The 26866-nt window shown below is 72.6% G+C and carries 24 protein-coding genes and 1 pseudogene; 9 read left to right on the top strand and 16 right to left on the bottom strand.

Going from position 1 to position 26866, the window contains the following annotated elements:
• Positions 1–58: 58 nt before the first annotated feature.
• The 11 genes from ABD350_RS31555 to ABD350_RS31505 form a co-directional block, all read right to left on the bottom strand.
• Entirely contained in the window at positions 59–1261 is a 1203-nt protein-coding gene (locus tag ABD350_RS31555) for a 3-hydroxybenzoate 6-monooxygenase (RefSeq protein ID WP_344352353.1), read from the bottom strand.
• 48 nt (positions 1262–1309) lie between these two features.
• The gene (aroA, locus tag ABD350_RS31550) at positions 1310–2605 is read right to left on the bottom strand and encodes a 3-phosphoshikimate 1-carboxyvinyltransferase (protein WP_344352352.1); all 1296 of its coding nucleotides are present in this window, start codon (positions 2603–2605) and stop codon (positions 1310–1312) included.
• Positions 2606–2694: 89 nt separating this feature from the next.
• Positions 2695–3210 (bottom strand): shikimate kinase, encoded by a 516-nt coding sequence (locus ABD350_RS31545; protein ID WP_344352351.1) that lies wholly within the window; start codon positions 3208–3210, stop codon positions 2695–2697.
• A 462-nt stretch (positions 3211–3672) separates the two neighbouring features.
• Positions 3673–4014, bottom strand: coding sequence for a hypothetical protein (locus tag ABD350_RS31540; RefSeq protein ID WP_344352350.1), 342 nt, complete (start codon positions 4012–4014; stop codon positions 3673–3675).
• A complete protein-coding gene (locus tag ABD350_RS31535; RefSeq protein WP_344352349.1) occupies positions 4002–5894 on the bottom strand; it encodes an anthranilate synthase family protein in 1893 nt (630 codons plus the stop codon). Before ABD350_RS31535 ends, ABD350_RS31540 begins: the two co-directional genes overlap by 13 nt.
• A 29-nt stretch (positions 5895–5923) precedes the next feature.
• Positions 5924–6583, bottom strand: a complete 660-nt coding sequence (locus tag ABD350_RS31530) for an isochorismatase family protein (protein ID WP_344352348.1) — start codon at positions 6581–6583, stop codon at positions 5924–5926.
• A gap of 22 nt (positions 6584–6605) precedes the next feature.
• A complete protein-coding gene (locus ABD350_RS31525) occupies positions 6606–7376 on the bottom strand; it encodes a 2,3-dihydro-2,3-dihydroxybenzoate dehydrogenase (RefSeq protein ID WP_344352347.1) in 771 nt (256 codons plus the stop codon).
• A 56-nt stretch (positions 7377–7432) separates the two neighbouring features.
• Positions 7433–8608, bottom strand: coding sequence for a 3-deoxy-7-phosphoheptulonate synthase (locus tag ABD350_RS31520; protein ID WP_344352346.1), 1176 nt, complete (start codon positions 8606–8608; stop codon positions 7433–7435).
• A 415-nt stretch (positions 8609–9023) separates the two neighbouring features.
• On the bottom strand, positions 9024–9338 hold the full coding sequence (locus tag ABD350_RS31515) for a response regulator transcription factor (RefSeq protein WP_344352345.1): 315 nt from the start codon (positions 9336–9338) through the stop codon (positions 9024–9026).
• 105 nt (positions 9339–9443) lie between these two features.
• Positions 9444–10022: a TetR/AcrR family transcriptional regulator gene (locus ABD350_RS31510; RefSeq protein WP_344352344.1), complete on the bottom strand. Its 579-nt coding sequence runs from the start codon at positions 10020–10022 to the stop codon at positions 9444–9446.
• Between the two features lie 124 nt (positions 10023–10146).
• Positions 10147–11367, bottom strand: a complete 1221-nt coding sequence (locus ABD350_RS31505) for an MFS transporter (RefSeq protein WP_344352343.1) — start codon at positions 11365–11367, stop codon at positions 10147–10149.
• A gap of 280 nt (positions 11368–11647) precedes the next feature.
• On the opposite strand from ABD350_RS31505, the gene ABD350_RS31500 reads away from it, so the two are divergent.
• From ABD350_RS31500 to ABD350_RS31490, 3 genes and pseudogenes are all read left to right on the top strand, one after another.
• Positions 11648–12448, top strand: coding sequence for an arylamine N-acetyltransferase family protein (locus ABD350_RS31500; protein WP_344352342.1), 801 nt, complete (start codon positions 11648–11650; stop codon positions 12446–12448).
• A gap of 29 nt (positions 12449–12477) precedes the next feature.
• Positions 12478–13437 (top strand): amidohydrolase family protein, encoded by a 960-nt coding sequence (locus tag ABD350_RS31495; protein WP_344352341.1) that lies wholly within the window; start codon positions 12478–12480, stop codon positions 13435–13437.
• A gap of 190 nt (positions 13438–13627) precedes the next feature.
• Positions 13628–13926, top strand: a pseudogene (locus ABD350_RS31490) (zinc-binding dehydrogenase); the annotation flags it as partial.
• A 97-nt stretch (positions 13927–14023) separates the two neighbouring features.
• On the opposite strand, the gene ABD350_RS31485 reads toward ABD350_RS31490, so the two are convergent.
• The 3 genes from ABD350_RS31485 to ABD350_RS31475 form a co-directional block, all read right to left on the bottom strand.
• Positions 14024–14602: a TetR/AcrR family transcriptional regulator gene (locus tag ABD350_RS31485; protein ID WP_344352340.1), complete on the bottom strand. Its 579-nt coding sequence runs from the start codon at positions 14600–14602 to the stop codon at positions 14024–14026.
• A 50-nt stretch (positions 14603–14652) separates the two neighbouring features.
• Positions 14653–15063, bottom strand: coding sequence for a RidA family protein (locus ABD350_RS31480; protein WP_344352339.1), 411 nt, complete (start codon positions 15061–15063; stop codon positions 14653–14655).
• A gap of 65 nt (positions 15064–15128) precedes the next feature.
• On the bottom strand, positions 15129–16100 hold the full coding sequence (locus tag ABD350_RS31475) for an alpha/beta hydrolase (RefSeq protein WP_344352338.1): 972 nt from the start codon (positions 16098–16100) through the stop codon (positions 15129–15131).
• Between the two features lie 962 nt (positions 16101–17062).
• Here ABD350_RS31475 and ABD350_RS31470 point away from each other — a divergent pair.
• Positions 17063–17857 carry a helix-turn-helix domain-containing protein gene (locus ABD350_RS31470; RefSeq protein ID WP_344352337.1) on the top strand — a complete coding sequence of 265 codons (795 nt, stop codon included), beginning with the start codon at positions 17063–17065 and terminating at the stop codon, positions 17855–17857.
• A 141-nt stretch (positions 17858–17998) separates the two neighbouring features.
• On the top strand, positions 17999–19228 hold the full coding sequence (locus ABD350_RS31465) for a Cmx/CmrA family chloramphenicol efflux MFS transporter (RefSeq protein ID WP_344352336.1): 1230 nt from the start codon (positions 17999–18001) through the stop codon (positions 19226–19228).
• A gap of 154 nt (positions 19229–19382) precedes the next feature.
• Here the strand turns inward: ABD350_RS31465 and ABD350_RS31460 are convergent, their stop codons facing one another.
• Positions 19383–20144 carry an SDR family NAD(P)-dependent oxidoreductase gene (locus tag ABD350_RS31460; protein ID WP_344352335.1) on the bottom strand — a complete coding sequence of 254 codons (762 nt, stop codon included), beginning with the start codon at positions 20142–20144 and terminating at the stop codon, positions 19383–19385.
• Between the two features lie 269 nt (positions 20145–20413).
• Between ABD350_RS31460 and ABD350_RS31455 the strand changes: the two genes are divergently transcribed.
• The gene (locus tag ABD350_RS31455) at positions 20414–20896 is read left to right on the top strand and encodes a cupin domain-containing protein (RefSeq protein WP_344352334.1); all 483 of its coding nucleotides are present in this window, start codon (positions 20414–20416) and stop codon (positions 20894–20896) included.
• 78 nt (positions 20897–20974) lie between these two features.
• Here ABD350_RS31455 and ABD350_RS31450 read toward each other — a convergent pair whose 3' ends face one another.
• A complete protein-coding gene (locus ABD350_RS31450; protein WP_344352333.1) occupies positions 20975–21121 on the bottom strand; it encodes a hypothetical protein in 147 nt (48 codons plus the stop codon).
• 147 nt (positions 21122–21268) lie between these two features.
• Here ABD350_RS31450 and ABD350_RS31445 point away from each other — a divergent pair, with 147 nt between their 5' ends.
• The 3 genes from ABD350_RS31445 to ABD350_RS31435 all read left to right on the top strand — a co-directional run bounded on the left by ABD350_RS31445 (position 21269) and on the right by ABD350_RS31435 (position 26714).
• Positions 21269–21868 carry a TetR/AcrR family transcriptional regulator gene (locus ABD350_RS31445; protein ID WP_344352332.1) on the top strand — a complete coding sequence of 200 codons (600 nt, stop codon included), beginning with the start codon at positions 21269–21271 and terminating at the stop codon, positions 21866–21868.
• A gap of 809 nt (positions 21869–22677) precedes the next feature.
• On the top strand, positions 22678–23298 hold the full coding sequence (locus tag ABD350_RS31440; RefSeq protein ID WP_344352331.1) for a hypothetical protein: 621 nt from the start codon (positions 22678–22680) through the stop codon (positions 23296–23298).
• Positions 23295–26714 carry a hypothetical protein gene (locus tag ABD350_RS31435; protein WP_344352330.1) on the top strand — a complete coding sequence of 1140 codons (3420 nt, stop codon included), beginning with the start codon at positions 23295–23297 and terminating at the stop codon, positions 26712–26714. The genes ABD350_RS31440 and ABD350_RS31435 overlap by 4 nt, the downstream gene beginning before the upstream one ends.
• Positions 26715–26866 lie beyond the last annotated feature (152 nt).

The following is a 26866-nucleotide window of genomic DNA, read 5'->3' as shown; positions in this document are numbered from 1 at the left end:
AGCGTCGCGACAAGTGCGGGACCGTGCGATTCCCCCGCGGTCAGCCAACGCAGCCTGCTCAACGCTCTCCTCCGGTGCCGCTGTCGGTGAAGGCCCGGTCGCCGTGCAGCCAGGAGACCTTCTCGTACATGTCCCGCTGGGACAGGGCGGAGAGCATCGCGTTGCGCTCCCTGGCCCGCTCGCCCGCCGGGTGGTACAGCTCGCTGCCCATGCGGCGGGCGACGAGCTGGGTCCGTCCCGCGCGTTCGCGGCGCAGGGCGTTGTACTTCTCCAGGCGCTGCACCAGATCGTCCTCCCGCGCGGTCTCGGTCACCTCGCCGAGGACCACCGCGTCCTCCAGGGCCTGGCAGGCGCCCTGGGCCGCGTACTGGAGCATGGGATGGGCGGCGTCACCGAGCAGCGCGACCCGGCCATCGGTCCAGGTGGGTACGGGGTCACGGTCGCACAGCACCCATTCGCGCCAGCCTTCCCCGAGTTCGAGCAGCCGCCGGGCGGTCGTGCCGATGCCGGGGAACTGGTCGAGCACCTGGGCGCGGTCGGCCTCCCGTCCGGCCACCGGCACCGTGGCGCCGTTGTCGCGGGTGACCGCGAGGTTGAGGTACCGGCCGCCGCCGATGATGTAGTGAACGAAGTGCCACTTGGGGCCGGCCCAGAGGGTGACCGTGTTCCAGCGCAGTTCCTCGGGCACCTTCTCGATCGGTATCACCGAGCGGTAGATGGTGTGTCCGGACACCCGTGGTTCGCCGTCGCCCAGCATCTGCGCGCGCACCGTGGAGCGGATGCCGTCCGCGCCGATCAGCGCCGCGCCGTGGAAGGCCCGCCCGTCGGTGGTGTGTACCGTGACGCCCGCGGCGCTGTGCTCGTAGCGCTTCACCGAGGCGTCGGGGACGAGTTCCACGGCGTCCAGGCCCTGGCAGGCGGTCAGCAGCGGCTGGTATAGGTCGCCGCGGTGCACCACGGCGTAGGGGTTGCCGAACCGGTCGCGGTAGGCCCGGGTCAGCTCCATGCCGGCGACCTTCTCGCCCGTGGTGCCGTCCATGAAGCACAGTTCGTCGGTGAACACGGCCTGTGCGCGCACGCCCTCGCCCACGCCCAGGCGGTCCAGGGCGTGGAAGGCGTTGGGCCCGAGCTGGATGCCGGCACCGATCTCGGCGAAGGTGTCACGGCGTTCGAGCACGGTGACCCGGTGACCGTTACGGGCCAGCGACACAGCCGTGGCCAGCCCGCCGATGCCGCCCCCGGCAATCAGTATGTGTGTCATTGTGATCCTCGAATTCCTTGGAGTGCCAGGTGGTTGGTGTCCTGTGGGCTAGGCGGAGGTGCGGGCCGGGGCGGTCGGCAGCGGATGCCCGGGGAAGAGCCGGTGGAACTCCTCGTGGAAGCCGGGGAAGGTCTTGGCGACACAGCCGGGGTCGTCGAGCGTGAGGTTCCCCGTGCGCAGATTCAGCACCGAGAAGGCCATGGCGATGCGATGGTCACGGTGACAGGCGATCCGCGCGGGCGAGGTGCCGCCGGGGTGCACCGTGATCCGGTCCCGGCCGGTGTCGGTGCGCACGCCCAGCGCGCCCAGGTTCCGGGCGACCGCCTCGATCCGGTCCGACTCCTTGAGCCGGGCATGGCCGATACCGCGGATGGTCAGGGGCGCGTCGGCCAGCGGGGCGATCGCCGCCAAGGTCATGAACGTGTCGGAGATGTCACCCATGTCCACGTCGAAACCGCCCCTGAGCGTGCCGGTTCCGGTGACCGAGACGGCGTCCTCGGTGCGCGTCACCCGGGCTCCGGCCCGCTCCAGCACCTCGGCGAACCGCACATCTCCCTGGAGGCTGCCGTGCCCCAGACCGCGTACGGTCACCGTGTGCCCGGTGACGGCCGCGGCGGCGAGGAAGTACGAGGCGGTGGAGGCGTCCGGCTCGATCCGCAGATCGGCGGCCCGGTAGCCGGTGGGACGCACGGCGAACCCGCCCGGGGCGTCCTCCGCCACGTCGGCGCCGAAGTGCCGCATCAGCGCGAGCGTCATGTCGACGTAGGGACGGCTGACCAGTTCGCCCGCCCTGAGCAGCAGGCCGCCGCGCAGCAGTGGGGCCGCCATCAGCAGCCCGCTCAGGAACTGGCTGCTGAGGCTGGAGTCGACATCCAGCGCGCCGCCGTCCAGCCCCTCGGCGCGCACCCGCAGCGGCAGGGTGCCCCCCGGCCCGGTCTGCACCTCGGCACCCAGGCGGCGCAGTGCGTCGGCGAGCGGTGCCACGGGGCGGGCCGTGAGCTGGTCGCTGCCGGTGAAGAGGAAGTCGCCGTGGCCCGCGGCGGCCAGCGGCGGCAGGAACCGGGCGGCGGTCCCCGCGTCCGCGCACCAGATACGGCCGGTGCCCCGTGGGCCGCGCCCCAGCCCGGTCACCTGCCAGGCGCCGTCGTCCTCCGACGGCCGGATCCGCACGCCCAGGTCGCCGAGCGCCTGGCGGAAGGCCATGGTGTCGTCGCTGATCAGCGGGGCGGTGAGCACACTGGTCCCCTCCGCCGCGGCGGCGAGCAGAAGCGCTCTGTTGGTCAGTGACTTCGAGCCGGGAATACGGGCGTGCAGCGCCTCGGGCGGCGGAGAGACGGTGGTCATGGCTGTCCTTTGTCGAGTGCGGCCGGCATCGGGAGCGGCGCTGATGGTCTGCGACGGCACGGGGACACCGGGAGAGGTGTTCCGTACGGTCAGCGGGCGGCGGTAGCGAGCAGGACGGCGATCTCTTCGGCGATCTCGCGCGGACCGCGGTGTTCGGCGCGCACCGACACGACCGCCAGCCCCTGGTACAGGGGCAGCCGGGCACGCATCAGCTGCGTGAGCCCGGCCCGGGAGTCCCCGTCGAGCAGGGGCCGGTCGCCGTCGGCCCGGACCCGGTCGGCGAGCGTGTCCAGACCGGCCCACAGGTGCACCACACGGCACCCGCGCAGCCGGGCCCGGGTGCCCTCGTGCAGCACCGCGCCGCCGCCCAGCGCGAGCACGCCGTCGTGCTCGGCCAGGGCCGCGGTGACCGCCTGGTGCTCCAGGAGACGGAAGGCCGGCTCGCCCCGCTCCCGCAGCACCTCGGGAGCGGGCTTGCCCGCCAGCCGGGTCACGTCCTCGTCGGTGTCACGGAACGAGACGTCCAGCAGCCCGGCCAGTTCCCGGCCGACGGAGGTCTTTCCCGCTCCGGGCATGCCGATCAGGACGGCCGCGGGTCCGGTCATGGGGTGCTGCCTTTCGGATTGGGGGGCATCGGGCCCACACCGGGGAGGGTGGGCACGGGGCCTGGCCGCGCTGCCGGGGAGGGCTCGCGGGGCCGGGGACCTGCGCGACGGGGCTCGTGGGCCGGGGGACTTGTGCGTGGGCGGCGGGTCATGGGTGTCGGGATGCGGCCACCTGCCGACGGCGCCGCCCGCCGCACAGGGCCCGACTGCGTCCGGCTTTTTTGTGCAACGGGGGCCGGCTCCGCCGGGGTTCCGCCGTAGGGGGACTTCCGGCGCGCCGCGGATCCGTGGCTGGTCGCGGACCTGCGGCGGCAGGAGGTTCCCGCCCGCCGCCGGAGGAGGTGTGGTCCGGCGGTGCGGGCGGGGTCGGGGGACGGGCCTCGCGCGGCCGTGCCGGCGTGGGACCGGGAGGTCCCGGCCCGGGTGCGTCGCGCGGCCCCGCGGGGGTGGAGTCGCGGCCGGTCAGCCGGCGGCCGGGGTGAGCGCCAGGCCCCGGCCGGAGAGCGCGGCGAGGGCGAAGTCCCCCTCGACGGTGGCCTCCACGTCGAAGGCGTGCCGCTCGGTGGGCGGATAACCGATCAGCTCCGCCGCCCGGTTCGGCAGGGGAGCGGTGGCCGCCTCGCGCGACTCCCACAGCAGCACCGCCCCCCACCGGTCGGTGGCCTCGTCCGAGATCCAGAACTTCAGCCGCAGGCCGGGCGTCCGGGAGAAGCGGTCCACCGCCTCGTCGCGGAGGAAGTCGCGCAGGGATTCGATGGTCTGCCGGGAGGGGCCCAGGTCCCACCACACGATCACCGCGTGCATGCGCCGGCCACCTCCGTCAGGAGCGAGCCGATGATGCGCGGCCCGTCCACGGTCAGCACGGACTCGGCGTGGAACTGCATCGAGGCGAAGCCCGGCGCGCGCAGCGCGTGCACCTCGCCCGTCGCCGGGTCCCGGCTCACCTCGACCGTCCCGTACTCCGGGTGCGCGAAGCGGTCGGCGTCGCTGTGGGCGGCGAAGGTGTTGTAGAAACCGACCCGCTCGGGGCGGCCGAAGAGGTCGATCACGTGCTGGGCGCCCTGGTTCGGGGCCGGGCGGCGCCGCAGGTCCAGGCCGAGGAGCATGCTCAGCACCTGGTGGCTCAGGCACACCGCGAGGAACGGCCGCCTCTCCGCCAGGAGCTGGGCCACCGCCGCCCGCAGGTGGGCGATCTTCGGGTGCGCCGTCTCGCGCGGGTCGCCCGGCCCCGGGCCCATCACCACCAGGTCGTGGGCGTCGAAGTCGTACGGCTCGTCGAAGCGCCGTACCGCCACCTCGCACCCCAGCGAGCGGATCTGATGGGAGATCATCTCGGTGAAGGTGTCCTCGGCGTCGACGATCAGCACCTTGCGACCGGCCAGCGGCCCGCCGTGCCCGCCCGGTCCGGCCGGCTCCTGGAGCCAGAACCGCGCGATGCCGTCGTTGCGGGAGTCCAGCGCCTCGCGTACCGCCGGGTGGGAACCGTACCGGGTGGGCTCGGTGTCCCCGAGCGCGGCCAGCAGGCCCGCGGCCTTGGCGCGCGTCTCCTGCACCTCGGAGGCGGGGTCGGAGTGGCGCACCAGGGTCGCTCCCACCCCGATGCGCATCCGTCCGTCCGCGTCGATGTCGGCGGTGCGGATCAGGATCGAGGAGTCCAGCGTGCGACCGCCGGCGGCGTCGCGTCCGATGAGGGCGGCCACACCGCTGTAGTACCCGCGCCCCTGGGGCTCGTAGCGGCTGATGACCCGGGCCGCGCTCTCCAGCGGGGAGCCGGTCACCGTCGGCGCGAACAGGGTCTCGCGCAGGATGTCGCGCACATCGCGGTCGGTGCGGCCCTCGATGAAGTACTCGGTGTGCGCCAGGCGCGCCATCTCCTTCAGGTACGGGCCCCGCACCCGGCCGCCGGCGGGGCAGATCCGGCCCATCATCTTCAGTTCCTCGTCGACGACCATGTACAGCTCGTCGGCTTCCTTCTCGTCGGCGAGGAAGTCCAGTACGCCGTGCAGGTCGGGGCCGGAGGACGGGTAGCGGTAGGTGCCGCTGATGGGGTTCATCACGGCGTTGCCGTCGTGGACGCTGATGTGCCGCTCGGGGGTGGCGCCCACCAGCGTGCGCTCACCGGTGTGGATGAGGAAGGTCCAGTACGCGCCCGCTTCCCGCTCCACCAGCCGGCGGAAGAACGACAGGGCGGCGGCGCTGTCGAAGTCGGGCAGCAGAGCGGTGAAGGATCGTTTCATCACGAAGTTGGCGCCCTCGCCGGAGCCGATCTCGTCGGCGACGACTCGGCGCACGGTCTCGGCGTAGGCGTCGTCGTCCACGTCGAAGCGCTCCTCGGCCATCTTCACCGGATGGTCGGGCAGCAGCGCGAGCGTCGGGCGCAGCGGCAGCGCGGCCTGCTCGCGGACGCGCATCGCCAGCAGCGGGGTGCCGTCGTCGGGGGCGGTGAAACCGCGTTCGGCCAGCTGCCGGTACGGGACGAGGGCCAGCAGCTCCTGGTGGGCGCCGGTGCCCGCCGCCTGCCGGAGCTCCAGGTCGGCGAGCGTATCGGCCCGCGTCACCTCGCCGGTCAGCAGCTCCAGGGTGTCCGGTCCCGCGGTCTCGGGCCGGTGCAGCAGCGCGAACGCCCCCGCCGACCCGTCGAGGATGCGCGCCAGCAGGCGCTGTGCGTCCCCGTTCCTTGCCATGGTGTGGGTCCTTTCGCCGGCGGCGGCCGTCAGTGGGCCGCGGCTCTCGCCGCGTCGAGTTCGGTCAGTACCGCCTGGGATGTGACGACCTTCGCGGCCCGCTCGGCGGCGTAGGTGAGGGCCAGCCGGTGGTAGTGGGCGGAGAAGTCGGCGACCGCGTCGGCCACGAGGAACGTCTCGATGTCGTTCGTGTACGCCTCCACCGCGGTCATCAGCACGCCCACATGCGCGTACACCCCGCAGACGATCAGCTGGTCGCGGTGGTGGGAGCGCATCCGCTCCAGCAGGTCCGACTTGAAGAAGGCGCTGTAGCGCCACTTGGTGAAGGCCCAGTCGTCACCGTCCGGCTCCAGCGGGGAGACCACCTTGCGGTGCTCGGGCGTGGCCCGCATACCGGGGCCCCAGAAGTCCTTGAGCAGACCGCGCTGTTCGGGGGTCATGCTGCCGGGCTGCGCGGTGTAGGCGACGGGGACGCCCAGCGCCTTGCACAGCGCCCGCAGCCGCGCGGTGTTGTCCACCAGGTCCCGGCCGAGCGCGGTGTCGCGGGGGAACGGCTTGAGGAAGTACTCCTGCATGTCGTGCAGGAGCAGTACCGCGCGCCGCGGGTCCACCCGCCAGCCGACGGTGTTCTCGGGCAACTCCTCCGCGGTGGGCATGGGGTAGGGCTCGACAGGGGGGATGCCGGGCATCGTCCGGTGGGTCCTTTCGTCGTCAGACACCGAGGGTGGCTCCGCCGTCCACGGTCAGTTCGTGCAGCGTGATGTGGCCCGCGTCATCGGAGAGCAGGAAGGCGACGGCCCGGGCGACATCCTCGGGAAGGGCGACCTTGCCCAGCGGGATGCCCACCCGGTACTGCTCCGGACGGCCCGCCACGGAGGCCTGGGCGGCGGTCTCGGCGGTGTGCATGCCGCGCAGCATCGGGGTGTCGGTGGAGCCGGGGGCCACCACGTTGCAGCGGATGCCGTACGACGCCACTTCGAGGCCCAGGCACTTGGTGAACGCGGTGGCGGCGGCCTTGGAGGCCGCGTAGGCCGCCATCTCGGCGCGGGCCGTGCCGGCCGCGTTCGAGGCCACGGTGACCACGGCGCCCCGGCGGCGCCCGATCATGCGGTCGACCACGGCCCGCGACACGTGGAACACACCGGTGGCGTTGACGGCGAAGGTGGCGTTCCAGTCCTCGTCGGTCAGGGTGTGCGCCGGGCCGAGGCGCAGCACACCCGCGGCGTTGACCAGCTGGTGCACGGGCCCGAGCCGGGTCTCGACCTCCTCCACGAGCCGTTCCACGGCACTGCTGGAGGTGACATCGGCGGCGAACCCGGTCACCGCGAGGCCTTCCTTGCGCAGCAGGGCGGCCGTCTCGGCCAGCCGCTCGGCGTCGCGGTCCACGGCCGCCACCGTGGTGCCCTGCTCGGCCAGCAGCCGGGTGACGGCCTCTCCGATGCCGCCGGCCGCCCCGGTGACCAGGGCGAGGGTTTCTTGCACGGTAAGAACCTCCGTACGTGGTGTGTGTCGGTGGGTGACGACGGGCGGAGGGGGTCTCAGCCCCGCCAGGCCGAGGCCGCCTCGACGGCCTGGAGCGGGTTCAGCCGCGGGTCGCAGAAGCTGAGGTACTTGTCGCCGATGCGCTCCAGGCTGATGTCGTGCGAGACGCACTCGGTGACCGCCTCGGGCGTGGTCTCCAGGTGCAGGCCGGCCGCGACACCGCCGTGGGCGCGTACCGCCTCCTGGAAGGCCTGGATCTCCTGCACCACGGTCTTGACCAGGCGGGTCTTCAGGCCCTCGGGGCCGGTGACGGTGTTGCCGTGCATCGGGTCCGACAGCCACAGCAGCGGGTACCCCTCGCGGGCGACCGCCTCGACCAGCGCCGGCAGCTTCTCCGCCGCGTTCTGGGCACCCATGCGCGAGATCAGCGTCAGCCGGCCCGGGCGGCGGTGGGGGTCCAGCTTCTCGCACAGGGCGAGGATCTCCTCGGCCGTCATGCTCGGCCCGACCTTGACGGCCACCGGGTTGGACACGGCGGCCAGCAGCGCGATGTGCGCGCCGTCCAGCCGGCGGGTGCGCTCGCCCACCCACGGCCAGTGGGTCGAGGTCAGCAGCAGCGAGCCGTCGGGCTCCCGCCGCAGCAGGGGCAGCTCGTAGTCGAGCAGCAGCGCCTCGTGGCTGGTCCACACGGGTGCGCCGAACTCCGGGCGGCGCCCCGCCGAGCCGAGCCAGCCCAGGTAGTGCATGGTGTCGCTGGCGGCGCGGTAGCCGGTGAGCAGATGGCCGGGGTCGGGGCGGCGCAACTCGGCGTCCGGTTCGGGCCGGTTGACCATGTGGCCGCGGTAGACGGGCAGTTCGACCCCGTGCACGATCTCGGTCGGCTTGGAGCGGGGCTTGCCGAACTGGCCCGCGATCCGGCCGACCCGCAGCACCGGCTTGCCGGAGGCGAGCTTCATCGTCCCCGCCAGCATGTCCAGCAGCGCGGTCTTGCGGGCGACGTCCTCGGGGGTGGCCTCGGCCGGGTCCTCGGCGCAGTCACCGGACTGGACCACCTGGAGGTGGCCCGCGGCGGCCTCGGCCAGCAGCGCGTGCAGACGGCGTACCGACTCCAGGTCCACCAGGGCGGGCATCCGGGCCAGGCACGTACGGACGTCGGCGAGGCGGGGGTGGTCGGACCAGTCGGGCTGCTGGAGAGCGGGCAGGGAACGGAGCTGGGACTCAACGTCGATCATCAGATTCCCTCGGCAGAGCACGCCGGAGCGACTCCGGCTGATGGTGGGCGTGATCGTTCGTGAAACAACACAGAGCGCACGGGCACCGGCCCGGTAGACCGCCCGGTGTTTCATCCGGCAGCGGCTCGTGTACGGCGCTGAGACCGGGATGGTGGGGGTGGGGCGCCGGCATGTGCTCGGTGGCGCCCCCGTCGTGGACACCACTGTCCGGGACATGTGTGCGGTTCGGCAACGCCGCGATGCGTAGTCTGTCACGTACGGGGAAGGGGGCGGGGTTGCCCGTGCTGCCTCTCAACTCCCTTTGTTACGTGGTGAGTTGGGGCGGCCCTGTCCATGGCTGGGATGCCTTCCGGGCTGTCGGCGGGCGCCTCGTCGCGCACGCTGCCCGGAAGGTCCGGGGACTGTCGCGAAAGCTCTAGCGGTCGCTCGGTTCGTCGGCCCTGATGTGGTCGTGGATCAGGGCGAGCCGGGCCAGGGCGACCCGGCTGGAGATGCCCAGCTTGGCGAAGGCGTGCCGCAGATGGCTGTCGACCGTGTGCGGGGAGATGCACAGACGCTGGGCGACGGCACGGTTGGTCAGCCCCTCGGCCACCAGGCGCGCCACCCGCAGCTCGGCGGGGGTCAGGCTCGCCCAGCCGGGGTGGACCGCGGCCGTGCGCCGGGAGGGGCCCACCGCGGTGGCGGGGGAGTTCGGGCGGGTGTACCGGTCGGCTGCGATGGTGTAGGTCACCCGGAAGACTCTTTCCGCCGGACCCGGGGGCGGCAACGCCGCGACGGTCAGTCCGTCAGGTTCCGGTACGGGCGCCCGGACCGGCCCGCCCGCCGGGGACGCGGGTCACAGCTTGGCCAGCAAGGTCTCCACCACGTTCAGCAGGGCCGTACGGTCGGGCTGGACGCGCGCGAGCACCCGCAGACCGTAGTAGCTGGAGAGGACGTGATGGGTCAGTGTGGCAGCGTCCTGGTCGCGGGTGATCTCGCCGGTGCGCTGTCCTTCGGCGAGCGCGGAACGCACCGCCTGTTCGACGGCGGTGAAGTGGCGTCGCACCTCCTGCGCCACCTCGGGGTCGGTGTTGGCCATTTCCATCGAGGCGTTCATGATGAGGCAGCCCGAGGAGGGCGGGTCCGCGAGGTCGATGTCGATCGCCTGCACCATCAGGTTCCGCACCCGGTCCTTGACCGGGCCGGGCTGTTCCAGGAGCTCTGTCTGCACGGCGGTGTTCGTCTCGTAGTAGCGGCGCAGCGCACGCAGGTACAACCGGCGCTTGTCGCCGAAGGCGTTGGACAGGCTCGACAGGCCCATGCCGGTGGATTCGGCCAGGTCACGGGTGGAGGTCGCCTCGTACCCACGCTGCCAGAACGTGTGCATGACCGCGGTGAGGGCGCGCGTCTCGTCGAACTTCCTGGGCCTCCCCATGGAATCAACCTAACCGTATTGGATCGGTTGCGCAAAAATCCGGGGCAGGGCCGTCGGCGACGACCGGGGCGGGCGGAGGGCCGCGGCGTCACCGCCCGCCCCCCGCCGCCGTGGAGGGGCGTGGTCATACACGCGACGCGGACTCCAGCTCCGCCGGGGCGGAGGCGGGGCGGCCGCGCTCCAAGCGGTGCCGGTCGGTGATCCGCGCGAGGAGGAGGGTGGCCAGCGCGCCGAGCGCCAGCAGCGCGCCGGCCCACATCGGGGCGCGGTAGCCGAAGGCGTCGATGCCCACGCCGGCCAGCCAGGTGCCGAGGGTGATGCCCGCGCAGACGGCCGCCGTGTTCATGGTGTTGACCAGAGCACCGCTGTTGGACAGGCTCATGACACGCGAGGCCATGGCCGGGTTGAGCGGCAGCCCGGTGAAGCCCAGCAGGAACAGGGCGACGAGGGAGAGGGCCCGGTCGCCCGCCACGAGCGCGTACCCGCCCAGGAGCGCCACCAGGACCGCGCCGCCCAGCCACAGGATGCGCATCGTGTGCGCGTCGGCCAGACGCCCGAGGACGATGTTGCCGAGGACGGTACCCACGCCGTACAGCACGAACAGCATCGGGACGATGCCCTCGGAGAAGCCCGCCACCTGGGTCAGCACCGGAGAGAGGTAGGCGAAGGTGGCGAACACGCCGCCGATCACCAGGGCGTTGGTGGCGAAGGCGCCCCAGAGCCGGCCGCTGCGGAAGACCGACAGCTCCGACCGGACGTCCAGGCCTTCCGGGGCCGGGGCGCGCTCGATGGTGAACAGGACGAGTACGAGGCACAGGGCGACGAGGATGTCCACGGCCCAGAAGGCGGCCCGCCACCCCATGAGCTGGTCGATGAAGGTCGCGAGGGGCAGACCGAAGACGTTGGCCACCATGAAGCCGCCGAAGACGACGGCCAGTGCCCGGCCGGTCCTGTCCGGGGGGACCAGGCCGGCGCACACCGAGGCGGCGAGCCCGAAGAAGGCCGCGGTGGCCAGGGCCGTGACGACGCGGGCGATCACCATGGCCCAGTAGGCGGTGGCCAGGGCGCCGAGGGTCTGTCCCACCAGGAACAGCACCATCATCAGGACCATCGCCGTCTTGCGGGGCGCCCTCATCAGGGCGAGCGTCAGCAGCGGACCGCCGACGACCATGCCGAGGGCGAAGACGGTGACGAGGTTGCCCGCGGCGGTGATCGAGACGTCGAGGCCGTCCGAGAGCGACGGGAGCAGCCCGGCCACCATGACCTCCGTCGTGTTGAGACAGAAGATCGCGAGGCCGAGGACGAAGACGGCGACGGGCATCAGCGGGCCGCCTTCCGGTCGCATGTGGCTGTCGGCATTGCGGAACCTTTCAAGTCGGCGGGGAGGTACGGACGTTCACTCCCGGATGAACGATACACGTTTTTTAGTTCACGCGATCCAAAAACGATTCGGCGGCCGTTCCCGGAAGCGGCCGGCCGGATCTCGCCCCGGACATCGCGCAGACACGTGATGCGGAATCCGTCCGTGCCCGCTGGAATGTCGGGTGACTCACCTGTCGAGAGGACATCACCTTGCGTACGGCGCCACCGCACAGCACCTCCTACCGTGCACAGGAGCGGGTCTGATGCTCGACTCAGCGACCGTCGACGCCTATCTGGAGCGCATCGGAGCCAAACGCCCCGAGCGTGCCGACGCCAGGGCCCTGGCCCATCTGCACGAGCGGCATGTGCTCAGCGTCCCGTTCGAGAACATCGACTTCGCGTACGGCAGGCCCAGCCCGCCCATCGGCCTCGGTGCCCCCGCCCTGGAAAAGGTCATCGGCCGCAACCGCGGCGGCTGCTGTTACGAACTCAACGGCGCCTTCCACGAGTTGCTGCGCAGCCTCGGTTTCGACGTCGCACCGCTGGCCGCCCGGGTCATGGAGGACCACGGCTTCACCCCGCCGTTCGGGCACATGGCCCTGCGTGTCCTGACCGAGGACGGCGAAGGACCGTACCTGGCCGACGTGGGCTACGGAAACGCCTTCCGACACCCGCTGCGCCTGACCGAGCGGGGCGAACAGACCGACGCGCAGGGCACCTTCCGGCTGGCCGAGGCGGACCACGGCGACCTGGACCTGCTGCGGGACGGTGAACTCCAGTACCGCTTGGAGCCACGGCCGCGCCAACTGGCGGACTTCACCGCCATGACCTGGTGGCTGCGCAGCAGCGAGGACTCCCCGTTCCTCGCCCGGCAGGTGTGCACCCTGCCCACCGCGGACGGCCGCGTCACGCTGGCCGGGCGCACCCTCACCCGGACCACGGGCGACGGCAAGACCAAGGAACACCTCGCCGACGACACCGCGCTGCTGGCCGCCTACCGCACCGTGTTCGGTATCGAGCTGGCCTCCGTCCCGCCGACGGCCGACGCCCACGAGCACTCCTGACGTTCCACCGATCCACGGAGACACCCACCATGACGCAACAGCCGACCGGTCTCATCGACGTCCACCACCACGCGATCCCGCCCGCCTACGCCAAGGCGCTGGGCGACCGTGTCGCCATCCCCGGTGTCGACTACCCCACCTGGAGCGTCGAGGCCAGCCTCGACGTGATGGACCGTCACTCCATCGCGGCCGCCGTGCTGTCCATCACCGCCCCCGGTGTCACCTTCGCCGAAGGCGACGAGGCCCGCCGGCTGGCCCGTCAGGTCAACGAGTTCTTCGCACAGACCGTGGCCGCCCACCCGGACCGCTTCGGCGCCTTCGCCATCCTGCCGCTGCCCGACGTCGCCGCCGCCAAGGACGAACTGGCCTACGCCGTCGACGAACTCGGCCTGGACGGGATCGGGCTGCTGACCAGCTACGGAAACCGTTACCTGGGCGATCCCGAGTTCGAGCCGCTGCTCGCGGAGATCGCCGAGCGGGGCCTGCCGGTCCATGTCCACCCGGGCACCCCGCCCGCCAAGGACCTGGCGACCTTCGATCTGCCGCCGTCGCTGTACGAGTTCACCTTCGAGACCACCCGTACCGTGGTCAGCCTGCTCTTCAACGGTGTGCTCGGGCGCCTTCCCCACCTCAAGCTGATCGTGTCCCACGCGGGCGGCACCCTGCCCTTCCTCGCCCAGCGCCTCACCTACGGGCCCACCATCGGCAAGTACCTCACCGACCGTGCCCCCGCCGACGTGATCGGCCAACTGCGCGGTATCCACTACGACATCGCCATGTCCGCCAACTCCTACGCGCTGCCCGCGCTGACCGAGCTGGCCGCCCCCGACAAGATCCTCTTCGGCAGCGACTACCCGTTCATGCCGGCCTCCCACACCACCGAGAACGTCGAGGGCTTCACCCGCTACCCGGGCTGGAACGACCAGCAGCGCACGGCCATCGGCCGCACCAACGCGCTCGCTCTGTTCCCCCGCCTCGCGGGGGCCTGAGCCCACCGCGGGCCGACGGCCGTACCGCCTGTACGGCGGCGCCCGAGGAGTACGCCCCCGACCCGCGGCGCGCACAGAGCGGCAGGGCCCGCCCCGACGCCGGCACCGCGCCGCGCACAAGGGCACGGGGGAGAGTTCGGCCCGGCAGGCGGAGTGGCACTTGCCGGGCGGTTCGCGGCACGATCAACGCGGCCAGGCCGACGTCGCTGTCGACCTGGCCGCTCCGGCGTACTCCGCGAGTCGGCCGAGCTGACCGGGGAGCCATGGAAGGTGGTGTCCGTCGCGGGCTTCGGCGCGCAGGAGTCCGGTGTCCGGTTCTCCGGCGTGCCCGGCAGCATGCCGGAGGCGCTCGCCGGGACCGTCCGTCTCCTCGCGCGCGGCAGGCGCCGCATCCCGGCCGACAAGTCGTACCCGCTCGCCGAGGCCGCGGCGGCGCACGGCGACAGCCAGGCCGGTCACACGCGCGGGCGCCGCGTCCGGATCGTCTGACGGCAGTCCGACGCGCCGCCCACGAGCGGACTTCCGAGCCTTGGGGTGGCAGAGAGAGGCGCCCCCGGCCGGGAGGGCGGTGCGGTGCGGGCGTCGGTCAGAGGGCGGAGACGGTGCTGTCCACGATGCCGAGCAGCGCGTTCCGGTCCTTCTGGATGCGGGCGAGCACACGCAGGCCGTAGTACGTGCTGAGGATCTGGCGGGCGAGAGTCCCGGCACTCCGCTCCGGGGAGATCTCACCGGAACGCTGCCCCCGCGCGATGGTCTCGGCCAACGCCTGCTCCACCGTGCTGAAGTGCCGGCTGACCTCCTCCCGGACCTCGTCGTCCGAATCGGCTTTCTCCACCGACGCGTTGATGGTGAAGCACCCGGAGGCCTCGGGGTCCGCCAGGTCGGTGTCGATGGCGTGGACCATCAGGTCCCGCAGCCGCTCCTTGACCGGGCCGGGCCGGTCGAGGAGCGCGGTCTGCTCGGCGGTGTGCGTCTCGTAGTAGTGGCGCAGGGCCCGCAGGTACAACTCCCGCTTGTCACCGAACGCGTTGTACAGACTCGACTGGCCGAGGCCGGTCGAGTCGGACAGATCCCGGGTCGAGGTGGCCTCGTACCCCCGCCGCCAGAAGGTTTCCATGGCGGCGGTGAGGGCGTGCGTCTCGTCGAACTTCCTGGGCCTGGCCATACCCGCATTCTACGTATTTTGGAGCGAGCGCACGGAAACTCGGGGGCGGATCATCCCGCCACCGCTACGGCCTCGATCTCGATCAGCCAGTCCGGATCGGCGAGGGAGGAGACCTCGACGAAGGACTCGGCGAACGTGTGCGGGACGAAGTACTCGGCCCTGAGCCGCGCGAAGGCCTCCTGATCCCGGGCGATGTCGGTGACGAACACGGTCGCCTTGACGACCTGGTCGAGACCGGAACCGGCGTTCTTCAGGACGAGCGCGAGGTTGGCCAGCGCCTGCCGGGCCTGGGCCTCGAAGTCACCCTTGCCGACCGTCGTACCGTGCTCGTCGATCGGCCCCTGACCCGAGGTGAACACGAGGTCGCCGACGCGGATGCCGAGCGCGATCCCGGCGGGGGCGTACCAGTCGGGATCGGCGGTGACGCGGACACGCTGCGGGGCACCGGATGCGTCGGACATGGGACTCCTCCTTGGAGCGAGGGAAGCGGGGGAGAGCTGACGGAAGCCGAGTCTAGGCGGACCGGTCAGCCGCCCAACGCCTCCTGGACGGCGAGCACCAGCTCGTCGATCGACCGTTGACCGGACTCGGTGCCGAAGGAGTCGAAGATGTGGAAGGCGCCGGACCACTGGTGGAGCGTCACCTGGACGTCCGCCTCCAGCAGCCGCTGGCCGTAGCGGAGGCCCTCGTCACGCAGCGGGTCGTACTGGGCGGTCACGATGTGCGCGCTCGGCAGTCCGCCGAGGTCGTCGGCGCGGTTCGGCGCCGCGTACGGCGAGGTCTCCCGCTGCTCGTGCCCTTCGCCGAGGTAGTGGCGCCACATCGCCTCGGACTGCGGCGTGGACCAGACGGGGGTGTCGTGGAAGCTCCGCGCGGACGGAGTGTCCATGCGGTCGTCCGTCACGGGGAAGGTGAGCAGCTGGAGGGCGAGCCGCGGGCCGTTGCGGTCGCGCGCCATCAGGGCGACGGAGGCGGCGAGGGCACCGCCCGCGCTGCAGCCCGCGACGCCCAGGCGTCCGGGGTCGACCCCCAGCTCGTCGGTGTGGGCGGCGAGCCACCGCAGGGCCGCGTAGCAGTCCTCCGCGCCCGCGGGGAAGGGGTTCTCGGGCGCCAGCCGGTACTCGACGCTCACGACCACGACGTTCGCGCGCGAGGCGAACCACACGCACTGGTTGTGCTCGGTCTCCAGGCTGCCCATGACGAAGCCGCCGCCGTGGATCCACAACAGGCCGCCGTGCGGACCGGCCGTCCTGGGGATGTAGACGCGCACGGTGACGTCCGGTGCCCCCTCGGGGCCGGGGATGATCCGCTCGGTGACCGTGAGGGCGCTCGTGTCGGCCGGCTCCCACTGGGCCTCAAGGTCCTTCAGGGTGCGGCGGGCGACGTCCGGCTCGGCGACATCGAGGTAGGGGATCTGCTCGACGAGCGGGGCGAGATCGGGGCGGAGCGTCATCCGGGTGGGGGCGGGCGTGGCGTCTCTGCTGGTGGCGTCACTCATGGGGTCATCGTGTCCCGGGGGCAAGGGAGTTCGCCGCCGACACCCGTCGCGATTTGGCGCGTTCGGTCCGCCGATTGGTGTGCCGACCTGACGGAGTGCCGTACGGGCGAAGGTGCCGGTGCGCCCCCCGGATCTAGCCTGCGCGGGTGTACGAACTGACGCCGAACCCCTCACAGCCGCCCGCCGGGCGCTCCGCGGCGAACCCTGAACACGGCTCCCTGCCGGGCTGCGCCGTGGACTCCGGGCGTGGCTCGCTGCCGGGCTCCGCCGTGGGCTACGGGGGTGGCTCGCTGCCGGGCTCCGCCGTGGGCTACGGGGGTGGCTCACTGCCGGGCTCCGCCGTGGGCTCCGGGGATGGCTCGCTGGCGGGCCCCTGCGCCGATATGGATCCTTCTGCCTGCCCGGATTGCCTGCCGGGTCCTTCTGCCGGTCGGGGTTGCCCGCCGGGTCGTTCTGCCGGTCGGAGCTGTTCGTCGGATCCTTCCGGCGGTCGGGGTTGTCCGCCGGGTCGTTCTGCCGGTCGGAGCTGTCCGTCGGATCCTTCCGGCGGTCGGGGTTGTCCGCCGGGACCCGCCTCTGGTCCGGGCTGTCCGCCGGCGCCCTCCGCCCGTCCGGGGCGTGGCTCGCTGCCGGGACTCTCCGAGGATCCCGGGTGGGGCTGGCCGCAAGGATCCTCCACCGGTCCGGGGCGGGACTTCCCGTCGCGATCCTCCGCCCCCGGCTGGGCTGACTCGCCCCGCCACCCGTCCGCCGGACTGCCCGCCGAGCTTTCCGCCGGGCTATCGGCCGGACTGCCCGCCGGGCCAACGGCCGGACCGTCCGTCGGGCTCTCGGCCGGGCCGTCCACCGCGCCGTCCGTCGGGGGGTCGGCGGACGCCGTATGGGGTCTGGCGGCCGGGCCCGTGTCCGGGCGCGTCGTGGATCCCGTGCGGGGCCGGGGGGCCGGCGCCGGGGTGGGAGCAGTGGCCGGCGGTCCGTCCGGTACCGGGCTGGACGACGATCTCTGGCGGCCGGGCGGGCTCGGGGACCCGGCGCTCGTCCAGGCGGTGCTCTCGTCGGCGATGCCCGAGGCCCAGCGGTCCCGCGCGCTGTACCTGCTCGGTCTTTCCCTGGGCGGCCCGCTGCGGGCCGCCGCCGTGGTCGTCGCCGAACCCGCCGCCCTGCCCGAGGCGTTGCGCGCCTGCGCGGCGGGTCTGCTCGCGCCGTCGACCCGGGCGGGCGGCCCGGCACCCCAGGCGGCGCTGTGGCCCAGGGTGGGCGTCCTCCTGATGCCCGCGGCCGGCACCGCCCGGCGGCCGGCCTCGGTGCCTTGCGGCGTGGCCGTCGGCCTGGGCCCGGCGGTCGCCCCGGAGCGGTTGCCGGAGTCGTGGGCCGAGGCCCGGCGCGCCGCGCGGTTCGCGGGCCTGGGCCCGACCTGGCCGCGGCTGGCGGACGCGGCGGAACTGGGAGCCGAGGCCCTGCTGGCCGACATACCCAGGGACACGGCGCTCGCGCACCCGGACGTGGTGGCGCTCGCCCGCCTGGACGCCGAGCCGGACGGGGCGCAGCTGCTGGCGACCTTGGAGACCGTCTGCCGCACCCGATCGCTGCGGGAGGCGGCCAAAATCCTGTGTCTGCACCACAGTTCCGTCGCCCACCGGGTGGCGCGGGCCGAACGCGCCCTGGGCATCTCGCTGAGCGATCCCGCGCAGCGGCAGCGGGCCTACACGGCCCTGCTGCTGTGGCGGCTGAACGCTCCGGACAACTGGCGCGACTGACACGTCACTTCGGCGTGCGTCTCACCGATCCCGAGTTTTGAAGCAGTCGCTCCGAAATGTGCTAGCGTCGCTCCCGAGGACGCCGTTCCGCTCACGGCCGGTCGCAACACCGGTCCGCATCCCCGCATTTGGAGGCACTCCATGCCCCTTGCCGTCTATATCCTCGGCTTGGGAATCTTCACCCAAGGCACATCGGAGTTCATGCTCTCCGGCCTGCTCCCCAATCTGGCCGATGACCTGGATGTCTCCATCCCCGATGCCGGGCTGCTGATCTCGGCGTTCGCCATCGGCATGGTGGTCGGCGCACCGCTCCTCGCGGTGGCCACGCTCAAGTGGCCCCGCCGCACGGCCCTGGTCGCCCTGCAGGCCGCCTTCATCGCCGCGCACATCGTCGGCGCCCTCGCCCCGGGCTACGGAGTCCTGTTCGCCACGCGTGTCATCAGCGCCCTCGCCTACGCGGGCTTCTGGGGCGTCGCCGTGGCCACCGCCGTCGCCCTCGTCCCGGCGAACGCCAAGGGCAAGGCGGTCGCGGTCGTCGCCAGCGGACTCACCCTCGCCACCATCATCGGCGTCCCCGCGGGCACGGTGCTCAGCCAGTTCGCCGGCTGGCGCGCCGCCTTCTGGGGCGTGGCCCTGCTCACCCTCGTCAGCCTCGCCTGCTCGGTGTTCGCCATTCCCGGCGGGCGGGGATCCGCGGAGGAGGCGCGTACCGTCCGCTCCGAACTGCGGGCGATGGCCCGGCCGCAGCTGTGGCTGTCGTACGCGGTGACGGCGTTCTCCTTCGGCGCCGTCATCGTCACCTTCAGCTACCTGGCCTCGCTGCTCACCGACGTCACCGGACTGGCCGACGGCTGGGTGCCCGTCCTGCTGGCGCTGTTCGGCGTCGGCGGCCTGCTCGGCATGGTCATCGGCGGCAGGACCGCGGAGGCCTATCCGATCCGCACGCTCGCGCTCGGCACCGGCGTCCTCGCCGTGACCTCCGCGCTGCTCGCCGTCCTGGCGGAGAACACCGTCGTCACCGTGGTCCTGGTCTTCGTCCTCGGTATGGCGGGATACGTCACCAACCCGATCCTGCAGTCCCGGGTGTTCGTCGTCGCACCCGGCGCACCGACCCTGGTCGGCGCCACCAACACCTCGGCCTTCAACGTCGGCAACACCCTCGCGCCGGCCCTCGGCGGCATGACCATCAACGCCGGGTTCGGTTTCGCCTCGGTGGCCTGGGTCGGGGCGGCGCTCGCCGCCGCCGGTCTCCTCGGGACGCTGTGGGCGGGACACCTCCAGTACCGCTCCCGCCCGGTCAAGGGCAGCGTGGTCGCGGGCGGCGGCAGCGGCACCCGCCAGGGCCAGGAGCGGACCGAAACCCCCGTATGACCCTGCTCCCCGCCCCCTGAGCCGCCCGCGCCGACAGCGGGCGCAGCCGAGCCCGCGCCGACAGCGGGCGACCCGAAAAGCGCCGCACCCCGGTCCGTTGCCTCCCCCGCCGACGGACCGGGGTTCGGTCATCCCCGCGACTTCCCGGCGGCGGTCAGGCCGTGATGCCGCCGTCGATCACCAGATCGTGCCCGAGGGCGAAGCCCGACTCCGGCGAGGCCAGGTACAGCACCGCTGCCGCCCCCTCCTCCAGGGAACCGATCCGGCCGAGCGGGAACATGCCCTTGGCGCGCTCCACACGCTCCGTCGGCGTCTCGTTCTCCAGCAGGGACATGGGAGTGTCCATCGAGGACGGGCTGAGCGTGTTCACCCGGATCCCGTCGGCGGCGTACTCACGCGCCGCGCTCCGCCCGAGCGCCGCGATCGCCGCCTTGCTCGCCCCATAGGCGCCGGCCCCCGGAATCGTCAGGTGCGCGCCGACCACGGAGCCCACGTTGACGATGACACCGCCGCCGTGCGCCCGCATGTGGCGGATCTCGTGTTTCATCGACCGCCACGTCCCCAGCAGGTTGATCTGGAGCGTCTGTTCGAAGACCTCCTCGGCGAGCTCGGCGAGCCCGGCCGGGTCGGGCAGGTAGCCGGCGTTGTTGACGGCGACGTCCAGGCCGCCGTGCCGTTCCACGACCGTGCTGACCAGCGCCTCGACATCCGCCTCGACGGCGATGTCGGCCGTCACCCAGCTCGCCGCGCCGCCGTCCTTCTCGATCAGCTCGACCGTCTCGACCAGCCGGTCGGGGGTGCGTCCGGCGACCACCACGGTGGCACCCTCGCGGGCGAAGGCCACGGCGGTGGCGCGGCCGATGCCGGATCCGCCACCGGTGACGAGCGCCACCTTGCCGGTGAAGCGATCAGTCATGTCTCTCATCCCATCGTCGCTGCCTGCGTGCGCGCGCACGTCGCACGCGCCGCGCACGCACCACGATGGGCGCAACCGCCGCCTGTGCCATCACGTGATCACCTGGTTCTCGCGCCAGGCGGAGCCGGTGCGCGCGGTCCGCCGCCCCGCCGGTCGTCGAGGGGAAGAGGGGAGGCCGCCGCGATACCCCGTGATCACGTGATGCCGGAAAGGCGCGCCGCCCTGTGGAGTTGAGCGTGCACGCGTACACCCGCGAAGAAGGGAAAGCCTTGAGCTTCGAGGAATTCGAGGGCATCGTCCACATCCCGCCGAAGACGGGACCGGCACGCTGGGTGTTCGGGGACCACTACACGATCAAGGCGGACAAGGAGAACACGAACGGCTCGCTCGGCCTGATCGAGGCCATGGTGCCGCCGGGCGGAGGACCGCCGCTCCACATCCACCACGACAGCGACGAGGCCTTCTACCTCATCGAGGGCGAGCTGGAGATCTCCAACGAGAAGCGCAGGCAGATCGTCGGGACCGGCGCGTTCGTGTTCGTGCCCAAGGGCAAGGTCCACGCGTTCAAGAACGTCGGCGACGAGCCCTGCAGGATGCTCATCATCTTCACGCCCGCCGGCTTCGAGCGCTTCTTCACCGAGCTGGGCGTCGCCGCCGAGGAGGGCATGCCCGCCCCCGAGGCCGCGCAGTACGCGGCCGATGTCGAGAAGGCCCAGAACATCGTGGCCCGCTACAAGGCGGAGTACGTCTGACAGCAGACGGCAGACCCGTGGCCCGTCCCACCCGCGCGCATCCCGGCCAAGTGGCCCGAGCGCCCCGAGCGCCCGTGCTCACAGCGTGGTGAACGGCCGGTGGTCCGCCAGGGCGAGTGCGCGGACGAAGTCGGCCAGCCGGACGGCCGTACGGGCGAGCAGACGGGGGAGCGGGCGGGCCTGGGGGCCGTAGGCCGCCGGCCACAGCGAGGGTATGCGGTACATGCCCCGTAGCATGCGCCCCGAGCCGCACCCGCACGGCATATCGTGGACGATTCCGGACGCCGCCAAGTCCCGCCGAGGACGGCGGCGTTCGCCGTTCCCGGGCCCCGGAGTATCCTGGAACCACGATTCCAGGATGGCGGGTGGGGCATGCCGGACATCAAGCACTTCGACCCGGACGCGGCCCTGGACACCGCTGTGCGGCTGTTCTGGCGCCAGGGCATGGCCACGACCGGGATCCAGGACATCGTCACCGCGACCGGCCTGAACCGCTCCAGTCTGTACGCCACCTTCGGCGGCAAGCAGGAGCTGTACCTCGCCGCGCTGAACCGTTATGTGCGACTGCGCTCCCGGCCCAGGTACCGCCGGCTCGCGGAGGACGGCCGCGGACTGCCCGCCGTCACCGACTTCTTCGAGGGCCTGATAGCGGCCCGGTGTTCGGGCGAGTACGCCGGCTGGGGCTGCATGGTCGTCAACGCCCAGGCCGGCGCCGAGTACGGCGACTCCGCTGTGCGCGCCCTGCTCGAACGGCACCACCAGGACCTGCGGGACGCGCTGCACGCGGCGCTCGTCGCGGCCGAGGAGCTGGGGCAACTGGCCCCGGGCGTCGACCCCCGGCCCACCGCGGACGTGCTGGCCCTGCTCGCCTACGGCGTGAACCTGCGCTCCCGCGCCGGAGCCGACGCCCGCGCCCTGCGCGCGACCGTGACCGCCGCGCTGCACTCGATCGGACGCCCACCCGCCACCTGAGCCGTTGACCCGGACGAGCCGGTGCCGGCCGACCAGCGGTCTTCGCCTGGCGCGGATATCCGTTCACGGATACGTGCTCGACAGGGCGCCGCCCCATGCGGATCCGGCCATGTTCCGCCGAGAAGCGAAGCTTCTGTGAAACCAAGTCCACGTCAACTGATACATCGTTAGGTTTGCTTGCGCGTAAGACCTTGCGGCGGGTGCGGAGCGTGCGGAGGAGGCCGGATGCTTTCGGGGGCCGAGGGTGCGCTGTACGGCGCCGGCGGCGGGCTGGTAGTGGAGGCCGTCGTGACGTTCGGGCGGCTGCATGCCTGGCAGCAGGCGCGGCATGCGGCGCGGGCGACTGCCGAGGTGCTGCCGAGACTCGGTGCGTATATCGATCTGCCCGCGGATTCGCTGGCGGCGCTGTTCCGGGTGGTGCTGGGATGCGCCGCAGGATGGTTACTCCACGCAGAGCTGGACGGGATGGTCGCGGCAGTCGCGGTAGGGGCTTCGGCGCCTGCGGTGCTGGCACAGATGGGGAGCGTCACGACGGTTACCGAGGCGTTGCAGCTGGGGGCCACGCCTGGCGCGGGAGCGGGAGCAGGGGTGGGACCCGCAGCGCCGGCGGCGCCTGCCCCGGCGATCGTGCCTCCTGCTTCGGCCGCCCCCGGTTCCCCAGGCGCGTCCGCAGCGCCAGCCGCTCCCACCAGCCCGACCTCTTCCTCCCCCACCTCCGGGGAGGTCATCCCGTGACACGTGGATCGGTCGTCCGGCGCTCCTGGTCGTCCCTCACTACCGGTCGCCGTGCGGCTTCACCGCGCACGGGGATGCGCGGTCGCGCCGGGTACGCGCTGTGGCAGCGTGCCTGGGCCTCGTTCACCGGGATCAATCTGCCCCCGCGTCCCGGGCACGCGCCGGGCACGGCTCCCCGCCTCACGCCTGCACCGCGCACGCAGGCAGCCGCCACCGCGGGCTGGTTCGCTCTGCCCTCGCTTCCCGAGGCCGGCGCGCTGACCGCTTCCGGAAGCGACACGGTGGTCCTGGAGGCGTCCTCCCCCGACGGCCGTGCATTCTTCGTACTGCGCCGCACCGACGGGCAGACAGCCGAGTTCGCCCTTGAGCTGGTCGTGCGAGACACCGTGGACCAGCCGGAGCTGGCCACGGTCACGTACACCGGGCCGGACGGCGAAGAGCGCACGCTCCTCATCCCCGTATCCCCCTCCCGCTTCGGCCCCGCGGCCTCGTTCGTCGGCCTCGACGGCTTCGCAGCAGGCTCGACGTGGCAGGCCACCGGCCCGGCACCCGTCCCCGAGAACCCTGGCTGGCCCTCCGCCACCGTCACGCGCTCTGTCCGTGCCGCACGCAACGAGGCGACTCGCGAGGCATGGCGTCGGGTCAGAGAAGGCGCGGGCCAGGAGATGCGCGACACCATCAACGGGGCGCTGTGACCGCGACCGGGAGCACGTACCGCACCGCTCTGGACGCCGTCCTGCGCGAATCCACCCCGCAAGGAGCGGTCCACGAGCTCCTGGGCGAGCGGCAGTTGTGGTGGAAGTCCTGCAGTGAGGCTGCCCGCACCGACCCCGCCTGGCTGGCCGAGGGGCCCGTCGAAGCCCTGGCGGACTGGATCGACGCCAACGTCCCGGACCGCGAGCCCCTCACCCTCACCCCCGCCCGGCACGCCTACCTCCTGGCCCGCGCCCTGGCCTTCCCGCCGGAACGGGATGAGGCGCTGGTCTCCCTACGCACCATGTGGGCAGACTCCGGTCTGCTGTCCGCCAACGCCGCGCCCGGCCCCGTGCGACCGTCCGGCCGTGGCCTGGACGCCGTGCCGGAATCAGCCGCCGCGCGCCTCGACGCCGTACTGGAGCGCATCCCGCACCTGCCCGGGGCGGCAGCCCTCGCACCCGACAGCATGCTGGTGGCCGCCGCCCTGCTGATGGCGGGCTGCGAGCCGGGCCGCTGGGTGCAGATCCCCGTGGTGTTCGGCGCAGCGGAGCGTCCTGGGGAGCCGGGCGCCACCGGCGTGCTGGAGCTCCGCGAGTTCCCCGCCGGGCCGCCCGGTCTCTACCCCGATCCGCGGTACATGACCGGACTGCGCAGCTCGGACGGCCAGTTCGCGACCGCGCTGGGCCGGGCGTGGGCGGTGGCCGGCCGCTGCCGGGGGGCGCGCTGCGTGCTGTGGCGGCTGAGGTTCGCCGACCACGCGCCCACCCGTATCGAAGGCCCCTCGCTGGGTGCCGCCTTCGCGCTGGGGCTGCGGGAACTCCTGCGGTATCCGCAGCGGCGGCGTCCCAGTGTGGCCTGGCTGCGCGGTGTGTTCTACGGTCTGCGCCCGCGCACGGCGGTGACCGGCGCACTGGGGCACGGCGAGCAGTTGGACGGGGTCAGCTGCATGGAGGACAAGCTGCTGGCCGCCCGTCGCAAGGGGCTGCGCCTGGTGGCGCCTGCCGCGAACCGGCCCGACGCGGCGCACGCACCCGAGCCGGCGGACGTGAAGTTCGCCGAGACGCTCCGTCAGGCCGACCGGTACGCCCGCCGGTTTCGTACCGGCCGTCTGGTCACCGCGGTAGTCCTGGTGTCAGCGGTGGCGGCGTCCGGGGCGGTGGTGCAGTACCGGCAGGCCACGGCCCGGGAGCGGATGACGCAGGCGCACCGGCTGGCGGAGGTGTCGGCGGACCTGCTGTCCACGGACGTCACGCTGGCCGGGCTGTTCGCCGAGCGCGCGTACCGGCAGCATGCCGACCCGCAGACCCGGAAGGCGCTGTTTCGCGCGGTGACGGCGAGCCCGCATCTGACCGGTTCGGTACGGACCGCCGGTACCGTCTCGGCGGTGGCGGCGTCGCAGAACGGCGGGCGGGTGTTCAGCGGGAGCCGCGGCGGTGACGTGGAGGCGTGGGGCCTCAAGGGCGGGCGTTTCACCGGATACCACCGGCGGATCGGCCGTCTGCCCGGTCCGGTGGAGGCGGTCGCCTCGGATGCCGACGGCCGCGTCGTGGCCGCCTCCGACGACCGGACGGTCAGCGTCTGGGCGGCCGGAGAAGGCTCTCCGGCGCCCCGCCTGCCCGAGGGACAGACACCCGCGGCCGTTGCGGTCTCCCCGTCCGGCCGCTTCATCGCAGTCGCTACCGCGTCCCTGGTGTTCGAGGTCCCGGGCACCCTGTCGGTGCTGGACCGGGTCTCCGGCCGCACCAAGCGTCTAGAGCTCGCCGACCTGTCCTCGGGTCCCTCCGCCCTCGCCTTCGACGGGGACGGCGAACTGGTGGTCATCGAGTTCGCGTACGGCGGCTGGAACCGTATCTCCGTGCCGCAGCTCAAGCGCACCGCCGGCAGCACCCTCGGCTTCGGCATACACAACTCGGCTGCCGCAATCGCCCCGGACGGCAGCCACTTCACCTACAGCAACAAGGGCTCCCCCCTGCCGGTCTGGCCCTCCCGGGGCAAACCCGATATCGACAAACCGGAGCTGGTCGCAAGCACAGAGCCGGGGCTGCCCTCGGCGCTCGCGGTCAGCCGGGGCGGTACGCACACAGCGGTGGCGATCGGCTCGACGCTGCGCGTGAGCCGGACACACGGGCGGGCGGAGAAGGGCTCCGGGCCGCTGGTGCTGCCGGGAGCCGGGCCGGTGCCACCGGGTACGCTCGCCTTCATCGGCTCCGGCGGTGACCGGATCCTGTCGGCCTCCTCGGACTCGCTGAGCCTGTGGGACCTGCGGCAGCACACCCGGATCGCCTGGGAGAGCAAGGTCGACATCCCCGGCTCCTGTCTGAGCTGCGTGGCGCCGCAGGTGGCGGTGGCCCCGGACGGGCAGGACGCGGCGATCCTCGACAGCCTGGCCCGAAGGCTGGTCCTGCAGCGGCTCGGCCCGCCCGCCACGAAGCCGCGGGGCCATGAAGGCACGCTGCGGATCCCCGGGTTCTCGGCGCTGCTATGGCGGCCGGACAGCAAGCGGCTGACCGTGCTGGCGCCCGACGGCAGCGCGCAAAGCCTCGCACGGGGCGAGGTGTGGCAACCGGTCGGCTCCTGGCCCGCGGTGCCGAACCCACTGCGGCTGTCCGATCCGCCGGCGCGGGCGCGGTACCTGCCCGGGGGCCGGAAGGTGGCCGTGGTCCACATGTCCGGCACCGTCTGGGTCCGGGACGCGGAGTCGGGGAAGCCGCTGCGAAAAGTGGACGGCCCTCGGTCGATGGCGCCGACCGCCGACGGCTACGAGCATCCGGCAGCGACCAAGGTGGCGTTGCACGAGCGAGGTTCATACGCGGCGGTACTGGACGAGCAGGTCTTCGACAACCCCGGCAAGGCCCGCGTGCACGTGATCAGCACGGCTTCCGGCCGCGTCCGTACGATCCCGGCGGCCGACGCCCGTGGCCTCACCTACAGTGGCGACCACCTGCTGATCCAGCACGGCAGCGGCACGATCGAGGTGCGGTCCGCCGCCGGCGACCGGCGGCTCGGCACTGTGGAGGGCGTGGACGATCCCGCGGTGGGCCCGGTGACCGACGGGAAGTTGCTGGCCGGCACCACCGTCGAGGATCAGGCCGTCCGCCTCCTCGACCTCGCGTCGCAGACCAGCCTGGGCACCCTTCCCCTGCCCGAGCACAATTTCGCGAACTCCACCGGCCTGGCCCTGACCCCGGACGGCACCGGGCTGGTCACCGCCACCGAGGCCGACTACTCCGAGACCGACTCCCCCGAACCCGACGGCCCCACCACCGACCCCCTCGGAACGCTCATCCAATGGAGGCTCGATCCACGTGAATGGATCCGCACGGTCTGTGCGACCGCCGGGCGTGAACTGCGGCCCCGCGACTGGGAGCGGCACATGGACGCGCCGGCGCCGGCGTCACTGCGGTGCGGGGAGTAGGACGTCCGCGGCTGTGCTCCGACGCGCTCAGCCTCGGGCCGGACGGCACCGTCTGGTACGAGCACTCCGATGCCGGACGCAAGCTCTTCAGCCGCATCGATGTCAAGCGGGGGCCAGTCCTGATCACCCGGCTGGACACTCGGTTCAAGGTC

The organism is Streptomyces nogalater, from assembly GCF_039532885.1.
Classification (GTDB): Bacteria; Actinomycetota; Actinomycetes; order Streptomycetales; family Streptomycetaceae; genus Streptomyces; species Streptomyces nogalater.
Note: the sequence above shows the minus strand (reverse complement) of the source record. Positions and strands in the feature narration are given on the sequence as shown.